The organism is Hahella sp. CR1 (genome assembly GCF_029813005.1).
Lineage (GTDB): Bacteria > Pseudomonadota > Gammaproteobacteria > Pseudomonadales > Oleiphilaceae > Hahella.
In genome coordinates, this window is the sequence record NZ_JAPELK010000012.1 from 197049 (window position 1) to 218023 (window position 20975).

A 20975-nucleotide genomic window follows, 5' to 3' on the forward strand; every position below is an offset into this window, starting at 1 on the left:
CCGGAGTTATGGTTCAGCTATATAAAAACGATATCGCTGTAGTCCTGTTTCGGCGGCGTCTCTCTCTGTCGATACGTCCTGAGGCGGGCTCAGAAGGATAATTTATTCCAACCGGTTCCAATTGAGGAGTATGTTACGTATGAGCGGTCTGAAATTCACCGAAGATCACGAGTGGTTGTCCATGGAGTCCGATGAAGTCGGTGTTGTGGGCATTACAGATTACGCACAGGCGCAACTGGGCGATCTGGTGTTCGTTGAGCTGCCCGAAGTGGGCCGTGAAGTCAGCCAGGGCGAAGATATCGGCGTAGTGGAGTCGGTGAAAACCGCCAGCGATATCAAGAGCCCCGTCAGCGGCGTCGTAGTCGCCGTGAACGAAGCGCTGAGCGACGAACCTGGGAAAGTGAACGAAGACCCCACAGGAGAAGGTTGGATTTACAAAATCTCTCTATCCAATGCTTCTGAAGTTGAGTCGCTGATGGATGACGCGGCTTATAAGGCGCTGACAGGAGAGTAAGATCATGAGCGATACACGCGAAACTCTGGCTGATCTGGAGCAGCGGGACGCTTTCATCGGTCGCCACATCGGCCCGGATGAAGCGGAAAAGACCGCCATGTTGAACGCGCTGGGCGTGGCCGACATGGAAACGCTGATCAGCAAAACCGTTCCTGAAACCATCCGCATCCAGGAAGGTCTCGACCTCGACGGCCCTTGCACCGAAGCACAGGCGCTGGCGGAGCTGAAAGCCTTCGCTGAACGTAACAAAGTTTTCAAAACCTACATCGGCATGGGTTACTACAATACCCTGACACCGACGGTCATCCTCCGTAACGTATTGGAAAACCCCGCCTGGTACACTGCTTATACGCCGTACCAGCCGGAAATCTCCCAAGGCCGTCTGGAAGCGCTGTTGAACTTCCAAACCATGATCGGCGACCTCACCGGTATGGAAATGGCCAACGCCTCTCTGTTGGATGAAGGCACCGCGGCGGCGGAAGCCATGACCATGTGTCGTCGCGTCAACGCCAAGAACAAGAGCAATGTGTTCTTTGTTGCGGATGACTGTCTGCCGCAGACGATCGAAGTGGTTAAAGGCCGCGCTGAGCCTCTGGGCATTGAAGTGGTTGTCGGCGATCCGCAGAAAGACCTGCAAAACCATGATTACTTCGCTGTTCTGTTGCAATATCCGGGCGTTAACGGCGATGTCCGCGATTACCGCGAACTGATCAAAACCGCTCACGAAGCCAATGCGTTGGCGATCATGGCGGCGGATATTCTTTCTCTGACCCTGTTGACGCCTCCGGGTGAACTGGGCGCGGATATCGCTATCGGCAACAGCCAGCGTTTCGGCGTGCCCTTGTTCTTCGGCGGTCCCCACGCGGCTTACATCGCCACTAAAGACGAGTACAAGCGTTCTCTGCCTGGCCGTCTGGTGGGCGTTTCCGTAGACGCCAATGGCGACAAAGCCTACCGCCTGGCGCTGCAAACCCGTGAGCAGCACATTCGTCGTCAGAACGCGACCTCGAACATCTGCACCGCGCAGGCGCTGCTGGCGATTACCGCTTCTATGTACGGCGCTTACCACGGTCCAGAAGGTCTCAAGCGCATCGCCCGTCGCGTGCATCGCCTGACCACTATTCTGGCGGAAGGCCTGAAGCAGGCGGGACGCACCGTCAACACGGCGCATTTCTTTGACACTGTGTCCGTCGCCACTGGCGGCGATACAGACGCGGTCTATCAAGCCGCTCTGCAGCAGAAGATCAACCTGCGGCGCATCGATGATAAAACCCTGGGCGTTTCACTGGACGAAACAACTACCCGCGAAGATGTCGCCGCACTTTTACACGTATTCGCTTCCGGCAAGCCGGTTGCGGATATCGCGACGCTGGACGCTTCCGCCAAGGATGCGATTCCCGCCGAGCTGCGCCGTCAAAGCGCATTCATGACGCATACTGTATTCAACCGTTATCACTCCGAAACGGAAATGCTGCGTTATCTGCGTCGTCTGTCGGATAAAGATCTGGCGCTTGACCGCACCATGATCCCGCTGGGCTCCTGCACCATGAAGCTGAACGCCACCACGGAAATGACTCCGGTGAGCTGGGATGGCTTCTGCGCGATTCACCCCTTCGCGCCGCTGGATCAAACGGAAGGCTATCGCGCCCTGATCGCTGATCTGGAGCGTATGCTCAGCGCCGCAACCGGCTACGCTGCGTTCTCTCTGCAGCCCAATGCGGGTTCACAGGGCGAATACGCGGGCCTGCTGGCGATTCGCGCTTATCATCAAAGCCGCGGAGAAGGCGATCGTGACGTCTGTCTGATCCCCAATTCCGCACACGGCACCAACCCTGCGTCCGCGCAGATGGTGGGCATGAAAGTCGTGGCGGTGAAGTGTGACGACAACGGCAACGTGGACCTGAACGATCTGCGTTTGAAAGCCGAGCAGCACAGCGCCAAACTGGCGGCGTTGATGGCGACCTATCCGTCCACTCACGGCGTATTTGAAGAAGGCATCCGCGAAGTGTGCTCCATCGTGCATCAGCACGGCGGTCAGGTTTACATCGATGGCGCTAACCTCAACGCGATGGTTGGTCTGTGTAAGCCCGGTCAGTTCGGCGGCGACGTATCGCACCTGAACCTGCACAAAACATTCTGTATCCCACACGGCGGCGGCGGCCCTGGTGTTGGCCCGATTGGCGTCGCGGCGCATCTTGCTCCGTTCCTGCCAGGCCACAGCGCCATGGGCGAGACAGCGGACAAAGCGATTGCGCCTATCTCCGCAGCGCCTTGGGGCAGCGCGGGCATTCTGCCTATTTCCTGGACTTATATCCGCATGATGGGCGGCGAAGGCCTGACCGAAGCGACCAAGTCGGCGATTCTGAACGCCAACTACATCGCCAAGCGTCTGGAGCCGCACTATCCCGTGCTGTATACCGGTTCGCAAGGTTTCGTGGCGCATGAGTGCATCATCGACGTACGTCCGTTCAAAGACAGCTGCGGCGTGACCGTTGACGATATCGCCAAGCGTTTGATCGACTTCGGCTTCCACGCGCCCACCATGTCATTCCCGGTTCCAGGCACGCTGATGATTGAGCCGACCGAGAGTGAGTCTCTGGCGGAACTGGATCGCTTCTGCGACGCCATGATCGCTATCCGCGAGGAAATCCGCGCAATTGAGAACGGCGAATACGACGTGGATCACAGCCCGTTGCACCACGCTCCGCACACAGCGGCGGACCTGGTGGGCGACTGGGATCGTCCATACAGCCGCGAGCGTGGCGTGTATCCGTTGAAGGCGCTGAAAGCGGACAAATACTGGAGCCCGGTCGGTCGCATCGACAACGTGTACGGCGACCGTAACCTGGTGTGCGCATGTCCTCCGATGACTGAGTACGAGGACTAAGCAGTACTGCGGGGCGCACGCGCGTCCCGCTTCATCTGCGCAAAATAAGAATCTGAAAGAGGAACACGAGCCATGTTTACCGAAGATATGCGGATCGCTGATTACGATCCCGAGCTGTCGGCGGCCATCAACGCGGAAAAGCGCCGTCAGGAAGAACACATTGAATTGATCGCCTCCGAAAACTACGTCAGCCCACGGGTGATGGAAGCGCAAGGCGGCGTCTTGACCAACAAATACGCGGAAGGCTATCCCGGCAAGCGTTACTACGGCGGCTGCGAGCACGTCGATGTCGCGGAGCAACTGGCCATCGACCGCGCCAAGCAACTGTTCGGCGCTGATTACGCCAACGTGCAACCCCATTCTGGATCACAGGCCAATGCGGGCGTGTATCTGGCCCTGGCCAAGCCTGGCGACACCATTCTGGGCATGAGCCTGGACCACGGTGGCCACCTGACCCACGGCGCCAAGCCTAACTTTTCCGGTAAAATCTTCAACGCAGTGCAGTACGGTCTGAACCCGGATACCGGCGAAATCGACTACGATCAAGTTGAGCGTCTGGCGAAAGAACACAAGCCTAAACTGGTTATCGCCGGCTTTTCCGCCTACTCGCGAGTCGTGGATTGGCAGCGTTTCCGTGACATCGCGGACAGCGTTGGCGCGTACCTGATCGTTGATATGGCGCACGTCGCTGGTCTTGTCGCGGCAGGTCTGTATCCGAGCCCGGTGCAAATCGCCGACGTCACCACGACCACCACGCATAAAACCTTGCGTGGTCCTCGCGGCGGCCTGATTCTGGCGAAGTCCAATCCAGAGATTGAGAAAAAACTGCAGTCTTTGATTTTCCCAGGCATTCAGGGCGGTCCTCTGATGCACGTGATCGCCGCCAAGGCGGTGGCGTTCAAGGAAGCCCTGGAACCTGCGTTCCGCGACTATCAACAGCAAGTCGTGAATAACGCCAGAGCCATGGCGGACGCTGTGAAGGCGCGCGGCTACAAAGTCGTCAGCGGCGGCACGGACAACCACCTGTTCCTGATCGATCTGATCGATAAGGGCGTAACCGGTAAAGACGCCGACGCCGCATTGGGGCGGGCTTACATTACCGTCAACAAAAATACGGTGCCGAACGATCCGCAGTCGCCATTCGTGACTTCCGGTCTGCGTATCGGTACGCCAGGCGTCACCACTCGCGGCTTCAAAGAGAAAGAAGTCGTGGAGCTGGCGAACTGGATTTGCGATGTGCTGGACAATATGGGCGATGAAAGCGTTGTAGAGAAAGTCCGCGAGAAGGTGCTGAGCATCTGTCGCGATTTCCCTGTCTACCGCGCCAACGCCAAATCCGGAGCCGCCCTATGAGGCGCTCCGGCCTCTCCGTCCGCTTAGCGGGCGGGTTTCCCAAAATTTCACAGCTCCGTTGCGAGTGATGATTTATGGCTGTAAGCGTTTTTGATTTGCTCAAAATAGGCATTGGTCCTTCCAGCTCCCATACCGTGGGACCCATGAAGGCGGTGCGTCAATTCCTGCAGGGATTGCAGCGGGACAGCCTGCTGGAGCAGGTTATCACTATCAAGGCGGAATTATTTGGCTCTCTGGCCGCCACCGGTAAGGGGCACGGCTCCGATAAAGCGGTGATGCTGGGCCTGGAGGGAGAAACACCTGAAGACGTCGATACGGATGACGTGGAAGCGAAGATCGAACGTATTCGCGCCCGCCGCCGCATTCGTCTGTTGGGTCTGCACGAAGTCGACTTCGTGGAGAAAGAACATCTGCTGATGAACAAGCGCGCGACCTTGCCTTATCACCCCAACGGCATGCGTTTTACGGCGTTTAATCACGGCGCGGTGGCTTTGCGTACGCGGACATATTACTCCGTCGGCGGCGGCTTCGTTCTGGACGAGGACGCGGTGGGCGAAGACAAGATCGTCCCCGACACCACGCCGCTGCCATACGCTTTCCGCACGGCGGCGCAGTTGCTGGAGCACTGTCGCGCCACCGGTTACAGCATCAGCCGCATTATGATGGAGAACGAAAAGACCTGGCGCAGCGAAGAAGAAGTGCGTAAGGGTCTGCTGCGCATCTGGCAGGTGATGCAGGATTGCGTGGAGAACGGCTGTCGTAAAGAGGGCATTTTGCCTGGCGGTCTGAAAGTGAAGCGTCGCGCGGCGGAACTGCATCGCGCGCTGTCCAGACGGCCGGAGTCCGCCATGAAGGACCCGCTCAACGTTCTCGACTGGGTGAATTTGTATGCGCTGGCGGTGAATGAAGAAAACGCCGCGGGCGGCAGAGTAGTGACGGCGCCGACCAACGGCGCGGCGGGCATCATTCCTGCGGTACTGCACTACTATGATCGTTTTGTGGGCGGCGCCAATGACGATGGCGTCGTGCGTTTCCTGCTGACAGCGGCCGCTATTGGCGTGTTGTACAAAGAAGGCGCATCTATTTCCGGCGCCGAAGTCGGATGTCAGGGCGAAGTGGGCGTGGCCTGCTCCATGGCGGCGGGCGCGTTGGCGGAAGTGCTCGGTGGAACGCCTCAGCAGGTGGAGAACGCCGCAGAGGTTGGTATGGAGCATAACCTTGGCCTGACCTGCGATCCTATTGGCGGACTGGTGCAGGTGCCCTGCATTGAGCGCAACGCCATGGGCTCGGTGAAAGCGATCAACGCCGCGCGTATCGCGCTGCGGGGAGATGGAAGTCACTTCGTTTCCCTGGACAAGGTCATCAAAACCATGAAAGCCACCGGCGCCGACATGAAGACCAAATACAAAGAGACCGCTCGCGGCGGTCTTGCGGTGAACGTAATCGAATGCTGATGCGCCGGTCCTTCGGGACCGGCTTCGGCGACTACAGAATTTCATGCGAACAACGGCGTCCCCGGTGACGCCTTTAGGGAGACGAAGCAATGGCTGAAAGTCATAACAACGCCGAAATGGCGAAAACCCCGTTGTATGACCTGCACGTGGAGTGCGGGGCGAAGATGGTTGAATTCGCAGGCTACGCCATGCCGGTGACATTCCCCGCAGGCATTATCAAAGAGCATTTGCACACCCGCACCAAGGCCGGACTGTTCGACGTCTCCCACATGGGGCAGGTGCGTCTGAAAGGCGCTGGCGCGGCGGAAGCGCTGGAAGCCCTGGTTCCCGGCGATATCGTCGGCCTGGAGAAGGGCGCGCAGCGCTACACGCTGTTCACCAATGACAAAGGTGGCATCCTGGACGACCTGATGGTCACCAATACTGGCGAAGACCTGTTCCTGGTGGTTAACGCGGCCTGTAAAGAACAGGATATCGCGCATCTGCGCAAGCACCTTGGCGACAAGGTGGAAATCGAAGTGCTGGAAGATCGCGCGCTGTTGGCGCTGCAAGGACCCACTGCGGCGGGCGTGATGGAAGAACTGGCTCCAGAATTGACCAAGCTGGTTTTCATGACCGGCGCCTGGGCGACTTTGGACGGCGCTGAGTGTTTCGTCACTCGTTCCGGTTATACCGGCGAAGACGGCTACGAAATCTCCGTGCCTGCGGATCGTGCGGAAGCGCTGGCGCGCAAATTACTGGCGCACCCGGACGTCGAGGCTATTGGCCTGGGCGCGAGAGATTCTCTGCGTCTGGAAGCCGGCCTGTGTCTGTATGGCCATGACCTGGACACGGACACCAATCTGGTGGCGGCGAACCTGAAATGGGTGCTGTCCAAGCCGCGTCGCGCCGATGGCGAACGCGCAGGCGGTTTCCCCGGCGCGGATGTGACCCTGAGCGAGTTTGCTGAAGGTTCTCCCCGCAAGCGCGTTGGTCTGGCTCCACAAGGCCGGGCGCCAGTGCGTGAAGGCGTTGAGATCGTCAACGGGGAAGGGCAAGTGGTTGGCGTCGTGACCAGCGGAGGCTACGGCCCCAGCGTTGAGAAGCCGGTGGCGATGGGCTACGTCAACACTGACTGCTCCGCCATGGGGACGGAGCTGAAAGCCATCGTGCGTGGTAAAGAAGTGCCGGTGACTGTCGTATCAGCGACCTTCGTTGAGCATCGCTACTACAGAGGCTGATTCGCCACTGTAGGGCACGCAGGCGGGCAGGGAGCGGCGGTAGCTGCTTCCGCCCGCTTTGTTTGATCTGCTTTATTGCGCCTGTCCGTGTAACGGGCGAAAACCTGCTTATAATCCTCACTGCCTTTAATTTGCCTGACCCGCTGCGTCACCATGTCCCGTAATTCTGGACTGGCCTGCTTACTCAAACTGAGATAGATATCGTAGGGTGGTATCACCGCGTCCATATTGACGAAACGATAGCAGTCCGAAGGCGGTTCGCTCTCTTGCGCCAGGTTGTAGCGCAGACGAATTTCCATCTCCACGAATCCATCAACGCGCCCGGCGGCGGTCAAACGAAAGCCCTGCTCGTATTTCTCCACGCCTGTTAGCGTCAGCGCCCTGCGAGCTTCCATGCGGCGCAGTTCGGGATAGTTGAAATTGTCGAGGATGACCAGGGTCATGCCCAGTAAATCCGCCTCCCCGGCAATGCTTTTAGGGTGATCATTGCAGGTCAGCAACGCATGATTAACGGTAAATAAAGGCTCTTCCACAAAGTCCCCTACATCAGTCAGGGAATTCCATACCTTGGCGTCGTAGGCCAGCCAGACCGTCTCCGTGTCCTCTCTGATAACGCGGTGCAGACGATTGACCGGGAGCGGTTTGGGAACGAGTTGTAAAGGTGTGTCTCGAAAGATGATTTCCACCAGGTCGGTGATCAGTCCGCCTTTGTTGACGCCTTCGGAGGCGATCTGAAAAGGGCTGGCCAGGTCTTCAACGATGTAGTAGGTGATCTCTTGCGGGGCGAGCTTGTCGGCATGGGTGTGCGAAGCGAAAGAGGCTAGTGAACAACTCAGAGACGCCAACAAAACGAGCTTGGGTGCGAACATCTTGGGTACCGGCTACACGCTTTCAAGTATGCGGGATGGCAAGCATCGGCTCTGGTTGAAAACCTGGGCGTATCAGTGCGTTGCTTTCTATTAGAATTAGCATAGCCCACTTTAAAGGCAAGCGGAGGGGCGATAATCCTGAAATAAAAGGGCGCGACAGGCCTGTTACCGACCGAGCTTGTCGTTGCGAGGAGCGAATAGGTATTATTGGCCGACCCGGAGCGCGCGTCGCCCGCCCGCTCCGGGGTATTTTATAGCGCAAGACAATGACAAACAGGGAGCCGTGGACGACGGACTCGCCTGATGACTGACACGAGCCAGAGGAACCGCTTTGAAATTACACGTCGCTGAATCTTATTCGTCGCAGGGGGCGTCGAATAACGTCAGGGTAAGGTTGCATTATGCCGGATAAGTTCAACGACCGGCTGCAGGCTGAAGCGATTCGGCATATTCAGGAAAACGAGGCGTATGCGGCGCTTGCGTTGCATGAGCCTGCGCATACCTCGGGTCAGGGGCTGGAGCAACATGTGTTGGACCGGGCCCGGCAAATGGGTGAAGGCGTTGCTTTGGGTGCGCGTCTGCAAAAGACGGCGGAGGCGGCGAAAAAAGTCGCCTTTGCCGCAACGGCGCTGTTGTTTTGCCTGGGCGCACTGGCGGCCCGGCAGGCCTTTGACGGCGCACAGCAGGGCAGTGTGAATTTCTTCTGGCTGTTGCTGGCGCTGTTGGGCGTCAACACGCTGATGCTGGCGCTGTGGGCGGGCGGCATGGCGCTGGCGTCGCGCAAGGCTAAAACAGGCATGCTCGGCCAGACGCTGGAATGGGCGGTGGCCTACTGGATGAGCAAGCTGGGCGGTAAGAACAGTGCGGACGCCGCTGCGGCGCAGGCCTGGTTCGCGGTCATGAACGCCGGTGCGGTAGGCCGCTGGAATCTCAGCCGGCTGTCCCATGCGTTGTGGCTGTCCTATTTGCTGGGCGGATCGACGATGATTCTGCTGATGCTGGCCGCCCGCCAGTATGACTTTATTTGGGAAACCACCATTCTGTCCGAATCCTCTTTCCAAACTCTGACTCAAGCCCTGGCGGCCTTGCCGCAATGGTTTGGCTTCTCTGCGCCGACGCCGGAGCAAATCGCCGCCAGTCGTATTGGCGGTTCGCCAGCTAACGCTGAGGCGGCGCGTCAGGCATGGTCCGGCTTATTGCTGGGCGGCATGTTGACCTATGGAATCATCCCGCGTCTTTTGTTGCTGGCGGCGTCCTGGATCGCGTATGGGCGTGCGCGCTCCGCTTTTCGCCTGAATCTGGCGCGTCCTTATTACGTTCGTTTGAAACAGAAGCTGATTCCGGCCACAAGGGTGCTGGGAGTCGTGGATGCGGACGAAGACGATCGTCCTCAGGCGGACCCCGAGCCTCAACAGGCGCAGGAGGAAACCCCACCGACTCAGAGCTACTGGCTCGGGGTGGAATTGGACAGCGCCCATATGGCTGCTGGAGATGGCGTTTCTGAGGCGTTTAATCTGGGCAATGTGTTGGATCGGGAAGGCCAGCATGCAGCGCTACAGCGCGCCCAGGCGTTGAAACAGACGCCGTTGGTGCTGGCGGTGTCGCTGCAACGTTCGCCAGACCGAGGCTTGAAGCGGTTTCTGGCGCAACTGACCGAAGGGCGTAAATCATTGACCTGGCTGGAGTTGTGCGAAACGGCGGGGTATTTCGATCAGGATCAGCAAGGGCGTGACATACGCATCTGCGACTGGCACCAATTGGCCGCGGAATGCGGAATAGAGCCACAGCGGGTGGCGCACCGGGTGATCGGGACGCATTCCGAAAGGGAGATGAAGCATGGATAACGCCACGCCGTCTAAAGCCCGCGCCGGTATCGGCGGCGACCCAATTTCCGTGGCGGTGGTCGGCCACACCAACGCAGGTAAAACCTCCCTGATGCGCACCCTGTTGCGCGATCTGAAATTTGGCGTTATCTCCAATCATCCGGGCGCCACCCGACATGTGGAGGCGGGGCAGATTCTGGTCAATGAAACGCCAGTCATTACGCTGTTCGATACGCCGGGGCTGGAGGATTCCATCGAACTGCTGGAGGCGCTGGAAAAATTGCGTCCGGAGCAGGATAACGGGCTGGGACGACTGCGCGCGTTTATCCAGGATCTGGATCGCTATCCGCAGTTTTCACAAGAAGCCAAGGTGATTCGGCAGCTATTGCAGGATGAACTGATTTTTTATGTCGTGGATGTCCGCGAGCCGGTGCTGGGTAAATACCGGGACGAACTGAAAGTGCTGAGCTTTGCGGCGCGTCCGGTGATTCCCGTGCTGAACTTTATCGCTGCGCCGCGCTCCAATCTGGCGCAGTGGCGTGAGCAACTGGCGGCGTTGAACCTGCATGCCCAGGTGGAGTTCGACACGGTCGCTTTCAATTTTGAGGACGAGAAGCGTCTCTATCAGAAGATGCAGGCGTTGATGGCCGCCCGCTATGACGATCTGCAACAGCTAATCGAAGAGCGTCAGAAACAGTGGGAGTCCCAGATGGACAGCGCCGCGCAGCGCATCGCCGCTTTGTGGACGGACGTGGCCAGTTTTCGTCTGATGACGGCGAACGAGGAAGCGGAAATTCAGACGGCGGCGGAACGGATGCAGGAGCAGGTGCGTAAGGCGGAGTCGGACTGCGTCGCCGATTTGCTGCAGATTTTTCGCTTCGCTGACGAGGACGTGACTGTCGCCGCCTTGCCGGTTCGCGATGGCGAATGGGAGCTGGATTTGTTTGATCCGGACAATATGAAGCGGATGGGCGTGGAGGCCGGCAGCGGCGCGGCCGCCGGCGCGGCGGTGGGCGTCGGCGTGGACCTGATGGCTGGCGGCGTCACCTTGGGCGCCGCGGCGGCGCTGGGCGCCCTGGCGGGAGTGGTGTGGCAGACGGGACGCCGTTATCGCGAAGATTTGACCGCGGCGATACGTAAACAACGCAAGTTGTGCGTGGACGAATCCACCCTCAAAGTATTGTGGCTGCGGCAACAGTATTTATTCGAAGCGCTGCAAAAGCGGGGACATGCGTCGCAACAGCCGATGGCCCTGGCGGACGGCGGCTCGCCGGAACTGCCGGGGGACTGGTCGCGCTGGCTGCGCAAGGCGCGGGGCAATCCGGAATGGTCCAGTCTGCGCCCCGGTTGCGACCTGGATGACCAAGAGCGTGTGGCGTTTATCAAGACAATAGGTTCTAATTTACCGGGTGTTCTGGTAAAAAGTTGAAAATCTTTTTAGTAAAACACTCTAACATTCTGAAAAATATGGAAGAGAAGATGAGAAAAGCAACGTTAGTATTGATTGCGACAACCTTAATGGCCTCCGGGTGTTCGTGGGTTTCTCTGACGCCGGAAGGCGAAACCGTCAAGGTGGCCAAGAGAAATGAAGTGGCGAACTGCCAGAAACTGGGCACGACCACCTCCAACGGCGTCAGCCGCGTGGGTATCCTGAGCCGCGACGAAAAAGTCATTTTCGAAGAGTTGTCCACGCTGGCGCGTAACGAAGCGGCGTCTCTGGGCGGCAATACCGTCGTTCCCGACAGTGAAATCTCCATCGACGGACGTCAGCGTTTCGCTATCTATCAGTGCCCTTACTGATCCGTATTCTGACGCCGGTTGCTGAGCGAGCGGCGTCCAGCGGGCTTTGAACGGATAATTCCGTCAGGATTGCGTCTTATGAACCTCAGCGGCGTTAAAGGATTTATCTTCGATCTGGACGGCACCTTGGTGGATTCCCGTCTGGACTTTGACGCCATGCGGCGAGAGCTGGGTTTTCCTGAAGGAAAGCCCATTCTTGAGCACCTGGAGACGCTGGATGATCCGGACACTGTCGCCCAGGCCTGGGCGGTGGTGGAAGCCCATGAAATCGCCGGAGCGCGTGCGGCGACCTGGATGCCAGGAGCGAAAGAACTGCTGATGTCGCTGCGGGAGCTGGATATTCCGGTGGCGATTCTGACCCGCAATATGCGGGAAGCCACCCGGATCGCTATTGAGGCGCTGGGCATTCCCGTCGAGCTGGCCTTGACCCGCGAAGATTGCAAACCCAAGCCGCACCCTGAAGGGCTGCTGCGCATCGCCGAGACTTGGGGTCTGGCCTGCGGCGACCTGATCTATGTCGGCGACTATATCTTTGACCTGCAGGCGGCCCGCAACGCCAACATGATCGCCTGTCTTTACCTGAATGAACGTAATCATATCTATCAGGAACACGCAGACTGCGTGATCCGCGCCTTTGATGAATTATCGCCCCGTCGCTGACACGCCCCAATAATCCTCTCCTCAGGTCATGACGGTTTAGACTCTCTGACGTCAGGCATTATTTTTGTTTAACCCGCTCGTGGCGCGCCGCTTGCGTCGCCAGTAACGCCATTACGTCTCACTATACATAGCGGTCCGCTTCATACCGGGCTTCGCCGTCCGCCGCCCCCTTTGCAATGGAGTTATGGCGCTAAATAGGCGCGTTCCGGGTTTGGTAAATACGCCTGGAGAGGTCTATTGTTGATAAGACAGTGCAGGGAGAATTGCTATGCAGGGCGGGGAGGACATTCAGCTGCTTGTCTTTCGTTTGGACGACAGGCCTTACGCAGTTGAATTGGCGCGAGTCAGGAAGGTGTTCAGGGCGGCGGCGATCAATCCGTTGCCATCAGGACCGAGGGTGATATGCGGCGTATTGAATATGCGCGGTCGCCCGGTGCCGGTTGCGGATTTGCGATTGCGTCTGGGATTGCCATCGCGGGCCACGGCGCTGGAGGATCGCTTCCTGTGGGTGAGCGCCGACGCCATGGACTTGATTCTAACCTGCGATAGCGTTGATGGCGTCAGTGTATTTCCTCGCTCCAGCATGTTGGACGGCGCAGAGATTCCGGAACGACCTCCGGTGCTGAAGGGCGTCGTCTGTCTTCCAGATGGCGTGCTTTATATTAATGATCCCGACACCTTGCTCAACCTCAGGGAAAAAGAGGAACTGGCGTATGCGCTTGCTGAGCATGATGAGTGACGCTGTGACCCTGCCCAATGCGCTCAGCCCTGATCTGTTGTCGGCCTGCCAGTGGAAGATTAATGAGCTTTGGGGGCTGCATTATCCTCAGGAACGCTGGTCCGATCTGGAGCGACATCTCAAACTGGCCGCCCTGGACCTTGGCTACGATGAACCCGCCGCCTTCGCCCGCGCGCTACTGTATGACCAGATCGACGCAGCGCAAAAAGTACGTCTGGCTTCGGAGCTGGCGGTGGGCGAGACCTATTTTTTACGCGATCCCGCCTGTTATCAGCACCTGATTCATCACTTTCTCATTCCTTTGCTGGATCAACGTCGCCGCGCTGGTCAGAAACGTTTGCGCATCTGGAGCGCAGGCTGCTGTAGCGGCGAGGAAGCCTATAGCCTTGCGATTCTGTTGGAAGGCTTGCTGCCCGACATGCGTGACTGGAATGTTGAACTGATGGCCACGGATCTGGTGGCGGAGTTTGTGGAGAAAGCGCGAAGCGGCAGTTACAGCGCCTGGTCTTTCCGGCAGGTCGACCCGCAGTGGCGCGCCCGTTATTTCAGTCAGAGCGGCGCCAATCAGTGGACGATTCATGATCGCTTCCGGCGGCGTGTCGAATTCTTTCAATTGAATCTGGCGCAGTCGGTTTTTCCCGATGAGAAACGAGGATTGTGCGACTGTGACGTGATCTTGTGTCGCAACGTGCTGATGTATTTCTCCCCCTCGCAAGCGGCGGCGGTGCTGGATCGTTTGCAGCGCTCCCTGAGTCCGGGTGGGGTGTTGCTGTTATCGCCAGTGGAAAGTGTGATCTGCCAATGGGCGGGCAAGAAAGTGCACAACTGGCCAGAAGCGGTATGTCTGCGGCGGCAGGGAGATGAGCCGCGTTGGCGTGACGCCTCGTCAGAACCCGCCTGCCCAAGCCCGCAAGCGGCGAATGCGCTTTCGGGACGGATTGAGCAGCACGCCTGGCGCGCCACCGCCGTGGATATCTCGGTGGCGGCGTCTGTTGTATCAAATACTCCGGAAAAGAAAGTCGTCTCGCGAGAGCAGCAGGCCTCCGATGCGGACAATGACTGGCTCCGGGGACAAGAAGCCTATAGCGAAGGCGACTATGATTCCGCCGTGCAACACTTGCAACGCTTTACCGCTCGCCCAGGCCTGTCGCTGCGTCAGCAGGCGGACGCCGCCATACTCATCGCCCGCAGCCACGCCAACCGTAATCGCTTGCAGGATGCGGAAGACTGGGCCAATCAGGCGATTCGGCTGGATCGTTTACAGCCAGCCGCCTATTGGCTGCTGGCGTCTCTGCATATTGGGCGTTCCGAACGTCGCCAGGCGTTGGAGGCGTTGACCCGGGTGATCTATCTGCAACCGGATTTCATTATGGCTCACTATCTCAGCGGCATTTTGTGTCTGCGATTGGGTCAACCTGAGCGCGCTGTGCGCTGTTTACGAAATTGTAGGGAGCTGCTGGCGTCTGTGGCGCCGGAGCAGCCACTGGAGGAAGGGGAAGGACTGACGGCGGGAGATCTGCTGGAACTGGTGCGAGGCGCGTTTGACGACATCGCCGGCGATATCAAGTGAAACGCATTGCGCCCGAAGGATTGTAAGGAAGGAGAGCAGAGTTGAAAGGTTCAACATACACCGACTGGGAAGCGTTAAAACGTAATCTGCAGCAGGTGGAGCAGTTTCTGGCGAATGAATTCAATCCCTCGCCGGATTCCGCCAGAGCGCGGCTGCAGGAGCGTGCGCGGGAGTTGGCGGAGCCGGAGAAGGAAGAAGACGAGTCGGATCGCATGGAAGCGCTGGTGTTTGAGCTGGCTCAGGAAATCTACGCCCTGGAGCCGGAGTTTATTGCGGAAGTCGTGCCGCTGAAGCCGCCGACGCCCATTCCCTGTACGCCTCCTTATGTATTGGGAGTGATCGGCGTGCGTGGGCGCATCGTATCAGTGTTAGACCTTCGCGTGTTTTTCGATCTGCCGTTGAAAGGCCTTTCGGATCGTAACTCTGTCGTTGTTTTGTCCCAGGAAGGCCGTGAATTCGGACTGCTGACCGACCGGGTCGCCGGCATTCGCGTATTGTCGCGAAAGCGCCTGAACACCCGGCTTGAACACCTGAGCGGCGTGCGCAAAGAGTATCTGCTGGGGGTGACTCCCTCCCACTGGGCGGTGCTGGATGCGTACAAGTTACTTCACGACGCCCGACTGATCGTCAACGACAGGATATAGGATATGTTCTATCGCAACCTGAAGACCGCCAACAAGCTGATTCTGGCTTTCAGCTTCATTGCAGTAATAGTCGTGGGGGCCTTGATCATTGCTTTCCAGGGGCTGCAGCAGGTTCAGCAGTCGCAACAGAAAATTTTCGATGAACAGTTCACCCAGCACATGCGCATCAAGGACTTAATGATCAATATCAACGAGAACCGGGCGTTGATGTTGAAAATGGTGGTGCAACGGGGCTCCGGCGGCGGGTTGCTGGATGAGGTTAAGCGCAACAGCCTGGAGGGGGAAAAGCTGCTGGGCGAGTTGAGTGGCGCTGCGGTGCGCGCCAGTGAGACTCAGGGTTTGCTGCATAAACTGCGGGATCAGTGGATGGCCTTCGCCAGCGCCAGGGAGAAAACGATTATTCCGCTGATAGCGTCCGGTGATTATGACGCTGCTGCGACCATATTGACCAATGAGCAGGCGGAGCGCATCGCCCAGGTAAGAGAACTGGGCGACCGGATTATCAACCTGGGCGAGCACAGCATTCAACAGGCGCTGGCTCAGTCTGAAGCCACGGTGGAAGGGCAGCGGCAGACCATTATGATCGTCATTGCCGCCATACTCGCGCTAATGACGGCCGTCGTGTGGTTAACCTCTCGATCAATTGCAGGCCCTCTGTCTGATTTGACGCAATGGGCGGAACAGATTGCGGAGGGAGACCTGATGTACGGCAGGGAGTTCGAAAGGCGGGAAGACGAAGTGGGCATGCTGAGTCAGGCCTTCAGTCGTATGGGGGAAAATCTGCGCGAACTGGCGAAAACTTCCGAAGCCATCGCCAAAGGAGATTTGACCGTCACGGTCACGCCGCGTTCCGAGCGTGACATTTTAGGCAATGCGTTTTCCGCCATGATCGGCAATTTGCAGAGCCTCACCGCAGACCTGAAAGAAGGGGTGGCGGTGCTTTCCACCGCCAGTCAGGAAATTATGGCGTCAACCGGGCAGGTCGCCTCCAGCGCCCAGGAAACCGCCACCGCCATCAGTGAGATCACCACCACCGTGGAAGAAGTCAAACAGACGGCGAGCGTCTCCAACCAGAAAGCCAAACATGTCACCGAAGCCGCGCAACGCACCCTGCAGGTGTCCCAGGATGGACGTAAAGCGGTGGAGGCGACCCAGGACAGCATGAGCCAGATCCGGCAGCAGATGCACGCCGTGGCGGAAAGCATCGTGCGCCTGAGTGAGCAGAGTCAGGCCATTGCGGAGATTGTCGCCACGGTTAACGATCTGGCGGAACAGTCCAACCTGTTGGGCGTCAACGCATCCATTGAAGCGGTCAAGTCAGGCGAACAGGGGCGTGGCTTTTCAGTGGTGGCGCAGGAAGTGAAAACCCTGGCGGATCAGTCCAAACAGGCCACCGGCCAGGTGCGTAATATCCTCAATGATATCCAGCGGGCCATGAATAAGGCCGTTATGGTGGCGGAACAAAGCAGCAAGGCGGTGGATGGCGGTTACCAGCAGGCCCAGCTGTCAGGAGACGCCATCCGCATGTTGACGGACAGTATTGAAGAATCGTCAGGCGCAGCGCTACAGATTGCAGCCTCCAGCCAGCAGCAACTGGTGGGAATGGATCAGGTGGCGAGCGCTATGGAGAGCATCAAAAAGGCCAGTCAGGACAATGTGGAGGGCACCAAGCAGGCGGAACAGGCGGCGCGCAATCTGCATCAATTGGGGTTGCGCATGCAGAACCGGATTGCGCAGTTCAATGCCTGAGCAATACAGGAGGCGCGCTGAGTTGAAGCTTTGGAAAAGACTTTTTCGTGGCGGAAGTTTAGGCGACATAGCGGAACGGAGTTTTCCGTCGGCCATGCGGGGTGGAAAGAAGTATGCAGGACAGAAATGAGGCGCTGAAGAAGCGGTTGCTGGAGGCTTTCCGGATGGAAGCCGGCGATCGCATGCGGATTCTGGCGGATGCTTTCGCCATGCCTGCTGACGCCTATGACGCCGCGCTGGTGGAAAGCGTATTCCGGGAAGTGCATAGCCTGAAAGGCGCCGCCAGGGCGGTATCCCTGGGAGCCGTGGAGAAACTCTGTCAGGCCTGGGAAACCCTGCTCGCCGATATCAAACGCAGCGGCGCTGGCGTCAGCGAGATGCAGCTCAGCGTCAACCGAAAGTGCCATGGTCTGTTGCGACAGTTAATGGCGGACGCGGCAGCCATCCCTAATGATCAACTTTCGGACTTTTGCCGGCGCATTGAACGGGGCGAGGATTTGGCGGGTTCGGCTCCCACTGAGAGTTTGGCTCAGGACTCGGCGTCGAGCGACGCTGAGCCTCCGCCCGTACAGGAAGAACCCCAAGACATCCCTCCTCAAATTGAAACCACTCCCATTACCCCTACAGTTTCTTCTGATCTGTCAGAGGAAGAGGCTGCGCAGACAAACGAGGCCGTATCGTCGGATGAGACCACCCAGCCAATGCTGCGACAGCGGCCAACAGAGCTGACCGGGCTGGCGGGGAACAACGGCATGCTGCGTATCAAGGCGGAGCATCTGGATGAGCTGATGTATCAGGTCGAGGACTTGCAGCAAGCCAAGCTGGAGGCGACGCAAGCCTGTTTAATGTTGAAAGAAGCGGTAGCCGGATTCACGGAATGGCGTAAGCATCGCCACGAAATCACCACTGCCGCCCGTCAGTTGCGGACGCATATCGAGCACGAAGCAGAACGGCAGGCGAGTCACGACCAGCTGCTGTTATCGATAGAGCGAGAACAGCAGACCCTGATTGATTTCAGCGCCTGGGCGTCAGACTTCCTTGGGCAGTGGGAATACCGGCTCAGTCAGTTAGCGAAAACCTCCGAAAAAGTCGCCAGAGGCGTTGCTACAGTGGCGGACGGCATGCATGCGCAGATGCAGGCGGTACTGCTGTTGCCCTGTTCTGTGTTAGTGGAAGGCCTGCCGGCCATGGTGCAGGAGATTGCGGATTCCCTAGGCAAAAAAGTGCAGATGCGCTACTCGGGAGAAAGTCTGCAAGTGGACAAACGCGTACTGGATGAGTTGAAGAGTCCGCTACAACACATGTTGCGCAACGCTGTCGATCATGGCGTGGAGACGCCTGCGCGTCGCCGTGAGATGGGCAAGCCGGAATGTGCGCAAATCGAACTGGATTTCATGCAGGAAAACGCCGGCCTGTTTGAGGTGCGAATTCGCGATGACGGACTGGGTTTCGACCCCGCCAGGCTGAAGGCCAAAGCCATCGCTCAGAAAGTATTGGATGAAGACAAAGCCGCCGCGATGAGCGACAAAGACGCGGCGCAACTGGCGTTCTCTTCCGGTGTGTCCACCAGCAGCATCATAACGGACCTGTCCGGACGCGGTTTGGGGCTGGCCATCGTTCGCGAGAAAGTAGAGCGCCTGGGCGGCCGCATTCTCTTGGAAACGACGCCCGGAAGCGGGTCCACCATCACGCTGCAGGCGCCGACCAGCATGGCGACCTACCGGGCGTTGTTGGTGCGGGTGGAAGACCAGTTGATGGCGATTCCAGCGCAGGCGGTGGAGCGGGTGCTGCGTCTGCCCCAGGAAGAAATTAAAAGCGTGGAGAACCGGCTGTCCTTTACCTTGCATAACGAAGCTAATCCGCTGTGGCGGCTGTCGGATATTCTCGGACTGACGACCTCCGTTTCCGCGCCGGACAAGGGCGTCTGCGCGCAAGTGGCGGTGATGAACGTCAATGGCGATCGCTTTGGACTGATGGTGGATGAAGTTATCGGCGATCACGAAGTGATTATCAAGCCATTGGGCTCGCAGCTATTGCGCGTGCGCAATATTCTCGGCGCCACGCAGATGGGCGATGGCCGCATCGTGCCTATTCTGCATCCGTTCGATCTCTATAAAAGCGCCTGCAATACGGATTCCGCGCCGCTACAGGTGGGGGACATGGAGGAGCTGCGTCGGCGCAAGCGCATTTTAATTGCGGAAGACTCCGTCACGTCGCGGGGATTATTGAAAACCATTCTGGAGAGCGCCGGCTATGAAGCCGTAACCGCCAACGATGGCGTTGACGCATGGGAAGCGCTAAAGCACGGCGCGTTCGACCTCATGGTGTCGGATATCGAAATGCCTCGCCTGGATGGGTTTGGATTGACGGCGAAGGTGCGCGCTGACCGCCGCTTCGCGGAGTTGCCGGTGGTGTTGGTCACCGCCTTGCAGAGCCCTGAGGACAAAGAGCGGGGCATGGAGGCGGGCGCTAACGCCTATATCGTAAAAAGCGGTTTTGATCAGGCCAATTTGCTGGAGATTATTCGCCAGCTGCTCTGATTGCAGGGGCGGGCGCAGGATGGCCCGTTAACAATGGGAAAGAGGTGACAACGATGGATGTGTTGATAGTGGATGACTCGCCTGTTATCAGACAGCTGCTGCGCCACATCATTGAAGAAGGCGGCATGCGGGTGATCGGTGAAGCGTCGAATGGCGCGGAAGCGCTGCGCAGTATCGCCAGACGCAAACCGGATGTGATCACCATGGACATTCACATGCCGGTCATGGATGGGCTGGAAGCGTCGCGAAGAATTATGGAGGAATACCCGACGCCGATTGTGGTGGTGACCGCCAGTTACAGTCTGGGAGACGCGGTAACCGCCATGCAGGTGCTGGAGGCTGGCGCCATTACCGTCACGCCAAAGCCGCAAGGCCCCGGCCATCCGGACTTTGAACGGGACGCGGAAAGCTTGGTGAGGACCATTCGTCTTATCAGCGAAGTCAAAGTGGTCAGACGGTATCGCCGCGACGAAAAGCGCGTTGCGGCGCGACCGCCGCCCTCGGTGGGGCTGGATCAGGATCATGAGAGCATTCAGCCGGGCGTGATCGCGATCGGCGCCTCTACTGGCGGTCCGGTGGCGTTAAAGGAGCTGCTGCATGGGATGTCGCGGGATACGTCTTGTCCGGTGCTTGTAGTGCAGCACATATCGCCAGGCTTTTTGACCAGCTTTTGCGAGTGGCTCAACCAGGTGTCGGCGCTCCCGGTCAGCATTGGCGAATTCGGCGAGCGCGCTGAGCGGGGACGGGTTTATCTGGCGCCGGACGGTTGCCACATGGAGGTGGATCGGTCCTGTCGCATCAGTCTGGTGAACGGGAATCGCGACGAGACGCTTTGCCCGTCCGTGTCGCATCTGTTCAGCAGCGTCGCCAAAAACTTCGGCAGGAACGCGGTGGTCGTGTTGCTGTCGGGGATGGGGCGCGACGGCGCTGCGGAAATGGCGGAACTGCATCGGCTGGGAGCCCTGACCATTGCGCAGGACCCCGCCACGGTCGTAGTGAACGGCATGCCGGGGGAGGCGGTGAAGCTGGGCGCAGCCCGGCACGTATTGAGTCCCCCGCGCATCGCGGCGCTACTAAACGAACTACCGGTACAAAGCTGCGTCTGATTTGTGTATGCAACAAGGTCGCGGAGAATACAACAAGAGAGTTGAAG

16 protein-coding genes are annotated in these 20975 nt (G+C 58.5%); 15 read left to right on the top strand and 1 reads right to left on the bottom strand.

Annotated elements, in window-relative coordinates; all coding sequences use genetic code 11:
* Positions 1 to 139: 139 nt before the first annotated feature.
* The 5 genes from gcvH (at position 140) to gcvT (ending at position 7428) form a co-directional block, all read left to right on the top strand.
* Positions 140 to 514, top strand: a complete 375-nt coding sequence (gene gcvH / locus ONV78_RS25225) for a glycine cleavage system protein GcvH (RefSeq protein WP_347815430.1) — start codon at positions 140 to 142, stop codon at positions 512 to 514.
* Positions 515 to 518: 4 nt separating this feature from the next.
* Positions 519 to 3401, top strand: coding sequence for an aminomethyl-transferring glycine dehydrogenase (gene gcvP / locus ONV78_RS25230; protein ID WP_279507195.1), 2883 nt, complete (start codon positions 519 to 521; stop codon positions 3399 to 3401).
* Between the two features lie 72 nt (positions 3402 to 3473).
* Entirely contained in the window at positions 3474 to 4754 is a 1281-nt protein-coding gene (gene glyA / locus ONV78_RS25235) for a serine hydroxymethyltransferase (RefSeq protein WP_279507196.1), read from the top strand.
* Between the two features lie 74 nt (positions 4755 to 4828).
* A complete protein-coding gene (locus ONV78_RS25240; RefSeq protein ID WP_279507197.1) occupies positions 4829 to 6208 on the top strand; it encodes an L-serine ammonia-lyase in 1380 nt (459 codons plus the stop codon).
* Positions 6209 to 6297: 89 nt separating this feature from the next.
* The gene (gene gcvT, locus ONV78_RS25245; protein WP_279507198.1) at positions 6298 to 7428 is read left to right on the top strand and encodes a glycine cleavage system aminomethyltransferase GcvT; all 1131 of its coding nucleotides are present in this window, start codon (positions 6298 to 6300) and stop codon (positions 7426 to 7428) included.
* On the opposite strand, the gene ONV78_RS25250 is transcribed toward gcvT, so the two are convergent.
* Positions 7416 to 8297 carry a transporter substrate-binding domain-containing protein gene (locus ONV78_RS25250; protein WP_279507199.1) on the bottom strand — a complete coding sequence of 294 codons (882 nt, stop codon included), beginning with the start codon at positions 8295 to 8297 and terminating at the stop codon, positions 7416 to 7418. The two genes, gcvT and ONV78_RS25250, sit on opposite strands and share 13 nt — an antisense overlap.
* A gap of 401 nt (positions 8298 to 8698) precedes the next feature.
* Here ONV78_RS25250 and ONV78_RS25255 point away from each other — a divergent pair, with 401 nt between their 5' ends.
* From ONV78_RS25255 to cheB, 10 genes are all read left to right on the top strand, one after another.
* On the top strand, positions 8699 to 10141 hold the full coding sequence (locus ONV78_RS25255) for a DUF2868 domain-containing protein (protein ID WP_279507200.1): 1443 nt from the start codon (positions 8699 to 8701) through the stop codon (positions 10139 to 10141).
* The gene (locus tag ONV78_RS25260) at positions 10134 to 11549 is read left to right on the top strand and encodes a GTPase/DUF3482 domain-containing protein (protein WP_279507201.1); all 1416 of its coding nucleotides are present in this window, start codon (positions 10134 to 10136) and stop codon (positions 11547 to 11549) included. The genes ONV78_RS25255 and ONV78_RS25260 overlap by 8 nt, the downstream gene beginning before the upstream one ends.
* A gap of 50 nt (positions 11550 to 11599) precedes the next feature.
* On the top strand, positions 11600 to 11920 hold the full coding sequence (locus tag ONV78_RS25265; protein ID WP_164887258.1) for a DUF4156 domain-containing protein: 321 nt from the start codon (positions 11600 to 11602) through the stop codon (positions 11918 to 11920).
* 78 nt (positions 11921 to 11998) lie between these two features.
* Positions 11999 to 12580: an HAD family hydrolase gene (locus ONV78_RS25270; RefSeq protein ID WP_279507202.1), complete on the top strand. Its 582-nt coding sequence runs from the start codon at positions 11999 to 12001 to the stop codon at positions 12578 to 12580.
* Between the two features lie 268 nt (positions 12581 to 12848).
* Positions 12849 to 13319: a chemotaxis protein CheW gene (locus tag ONV78_RS25275; protein ID WP_216738385.1), complete on the top strand. Its 471-nt coding sequence runs from the start codon at positions 12849 to 12851 to the stop codon at positions 13317 to 13319.
* Complete coding sequence (locus tag ONV78_RS25280) at positions 13294 to 14889, top strand: CheR family methyltransferase (protein WP_279507203.1); 1596 nt, start codon at positions 13294 to 13296, stop codon at positions 14887 to 14889. Before ONV78_RS25275 ends, ONV78_RS25280 begins: the two co-directional genes overlap by 26 nt.
* A gap of 41 nt (positions 14890 to 14930) precedes the next feature.
* A complete protein-coding gene (locus tag ONV78_RS25285) occupies positions 14931 to 15533 on the top strand; it encodes a chemotaxis protein CheW (RefSeq protein ID WP_216738387.1) in 603 nt (200 codons plus the stop codon).
* A 3-nt stretch (positions 15534 to 15536) separates the two neighbouring features.
* Positions 15537 to 17282, top strand: coding sequence for a methyl-accepting chemotaxis protein (locus tag ONV78_RS25290; protein ID WP_279507204.1), 1746 nt, complete (start codon positions 15537 to 15539; stop codon positions 17280 to 17282).
* Between the two features lie 113 nt (positions 17283 to 17395).
* A complete protein-coding gene (locus ONV78_RS25295) occupies positions 17396 to 19822 on the top strand; it encodes a response regulator (protein WP_279507205.1) in 2427 nt (808 codons plus the stop codon).
* A 53-nt stretch (positions 19823 to 19875) separates the two neighbouring features.
* Positions 19876 to 20928 (top strand): chemotaxis-specific protein-glutamate methyltransferase CheB, encoded by a 1053-nt coding sequence (gene cheB, locus ONV78_RS25300; protein WP_279507206.1) that lies wholly within the window; start codon positions 19876 to 19878, stop codon positions 20926 to 20928.
* Positions 20929 to 20975: the final 47 nt, after the last annotated feature.

Excerpts from the sequence above, each read along its gene's own strand:
- gcvP (WP_279507195.1), top strand. The coding sequence starts at position 519 with ATGAGCGATACACGCGAAACTCTGGCTGATCTGGAGCAGCGGGACGCT.
- ONV78_RS25280 (WP_279507203.1), top strand. The coding sequence starts at position 13,294 with ATGCGCTTGCTGAGCATGATGAGTGACGCTGTGACCCTGCCCAATGCG.
- ONV78_RS25275 (WP_216738385.1), top strand. The coding sequence starts at position 12,849 with ATGCAGGGCGGGGAGGACATTCAGCTGCTTGTCTTTCGTTTGGACGAC.
- ONV78_RS25255 (WP_279507200.1), top strand. The coding sequence starts at position 8,699 with ATGCCGGATAAGTTCAACGACCGGCTGCAGGCTGAAGCGATTCGGCAT.
- ONV78_RS25290 (WP_279507204.1), top strand. The coding sequence starts at position 15,537 with ATGTTCTATCGCAACCTGAAGACCGCCAACAAGCTGATTCTGGCTTTC.
- gcvH (WP_347815430.1), top strand. The coding sequence starts at position 140 with ATGAGCGGTCTGAAATTCACCGAAGATCACGAGTGGTTGTCCATGGAG.
- ONV78_RS25240 (WP_279507197.1), top strand. The coding sequence starts at position 4,829 with ATGGCTGTAAGCGTTTTTGATTTGCTCAAAATAGGCATTGGTCCTTCC.
- ONV78_RS25295 (WP_279507205.1), top strand. The coding sequence starts at position 17,396 with ATGCAGGACAGAAATGAGGCGCTGAAGAAGCGGTTGCTGGAGGCTTTC.
- cheB (WP_279507206.1), top strand. The coding sequence starts at position 19,876 with ATGGATGTGTTGATAGTGGATGACTCGCCTGTTATCAGACAGCTGCTG.
- ONV78_RS25250 (WP_279507199.1), bottom strand. The coding sequence starts at position 8,297 with ATGTTCGCACCCAAGCTCGTTTTGTTGGCGTCTCTGAGTTGTTCACTA.
- glyA (WP_279507196.1), top strand. The coding sequence starts at position 3,474 with ATGTTTACCGAAGATATGCGGATCGCTGATTACGATCCCGAGCTGTCG.
- ONV78_RS25270 (WP_279507202.1), top strand. The coding sequence starts at position 11,999 with ATGAACCTCAGCGGCGTTAAAGGATTTATCTTCGATCTGGACGGCACC.
- ONV78_RS25260 (WP_279507201.1), top strand. The coding sequence starts at position 10,134 with ATGGATAACGCCACGCCGTCTAAAGCCCGCGCCGGTATCGGCGGCGAC.
- ONV78_RS25265 (WP_164887258.1), top strand. The coding sequence starts at position 11,600 with ATGAGAAAAGCAACGTTAGTATTGATTGCGACAACCTTAATGGCCTCC.
- gcvT (WP_279507198.1), top strand. The coding sequence starts at position 6,298 with ATGGCTGAAAGTCATAACAACGCCGAAATGGCGAAAACCCCGTTGTAT.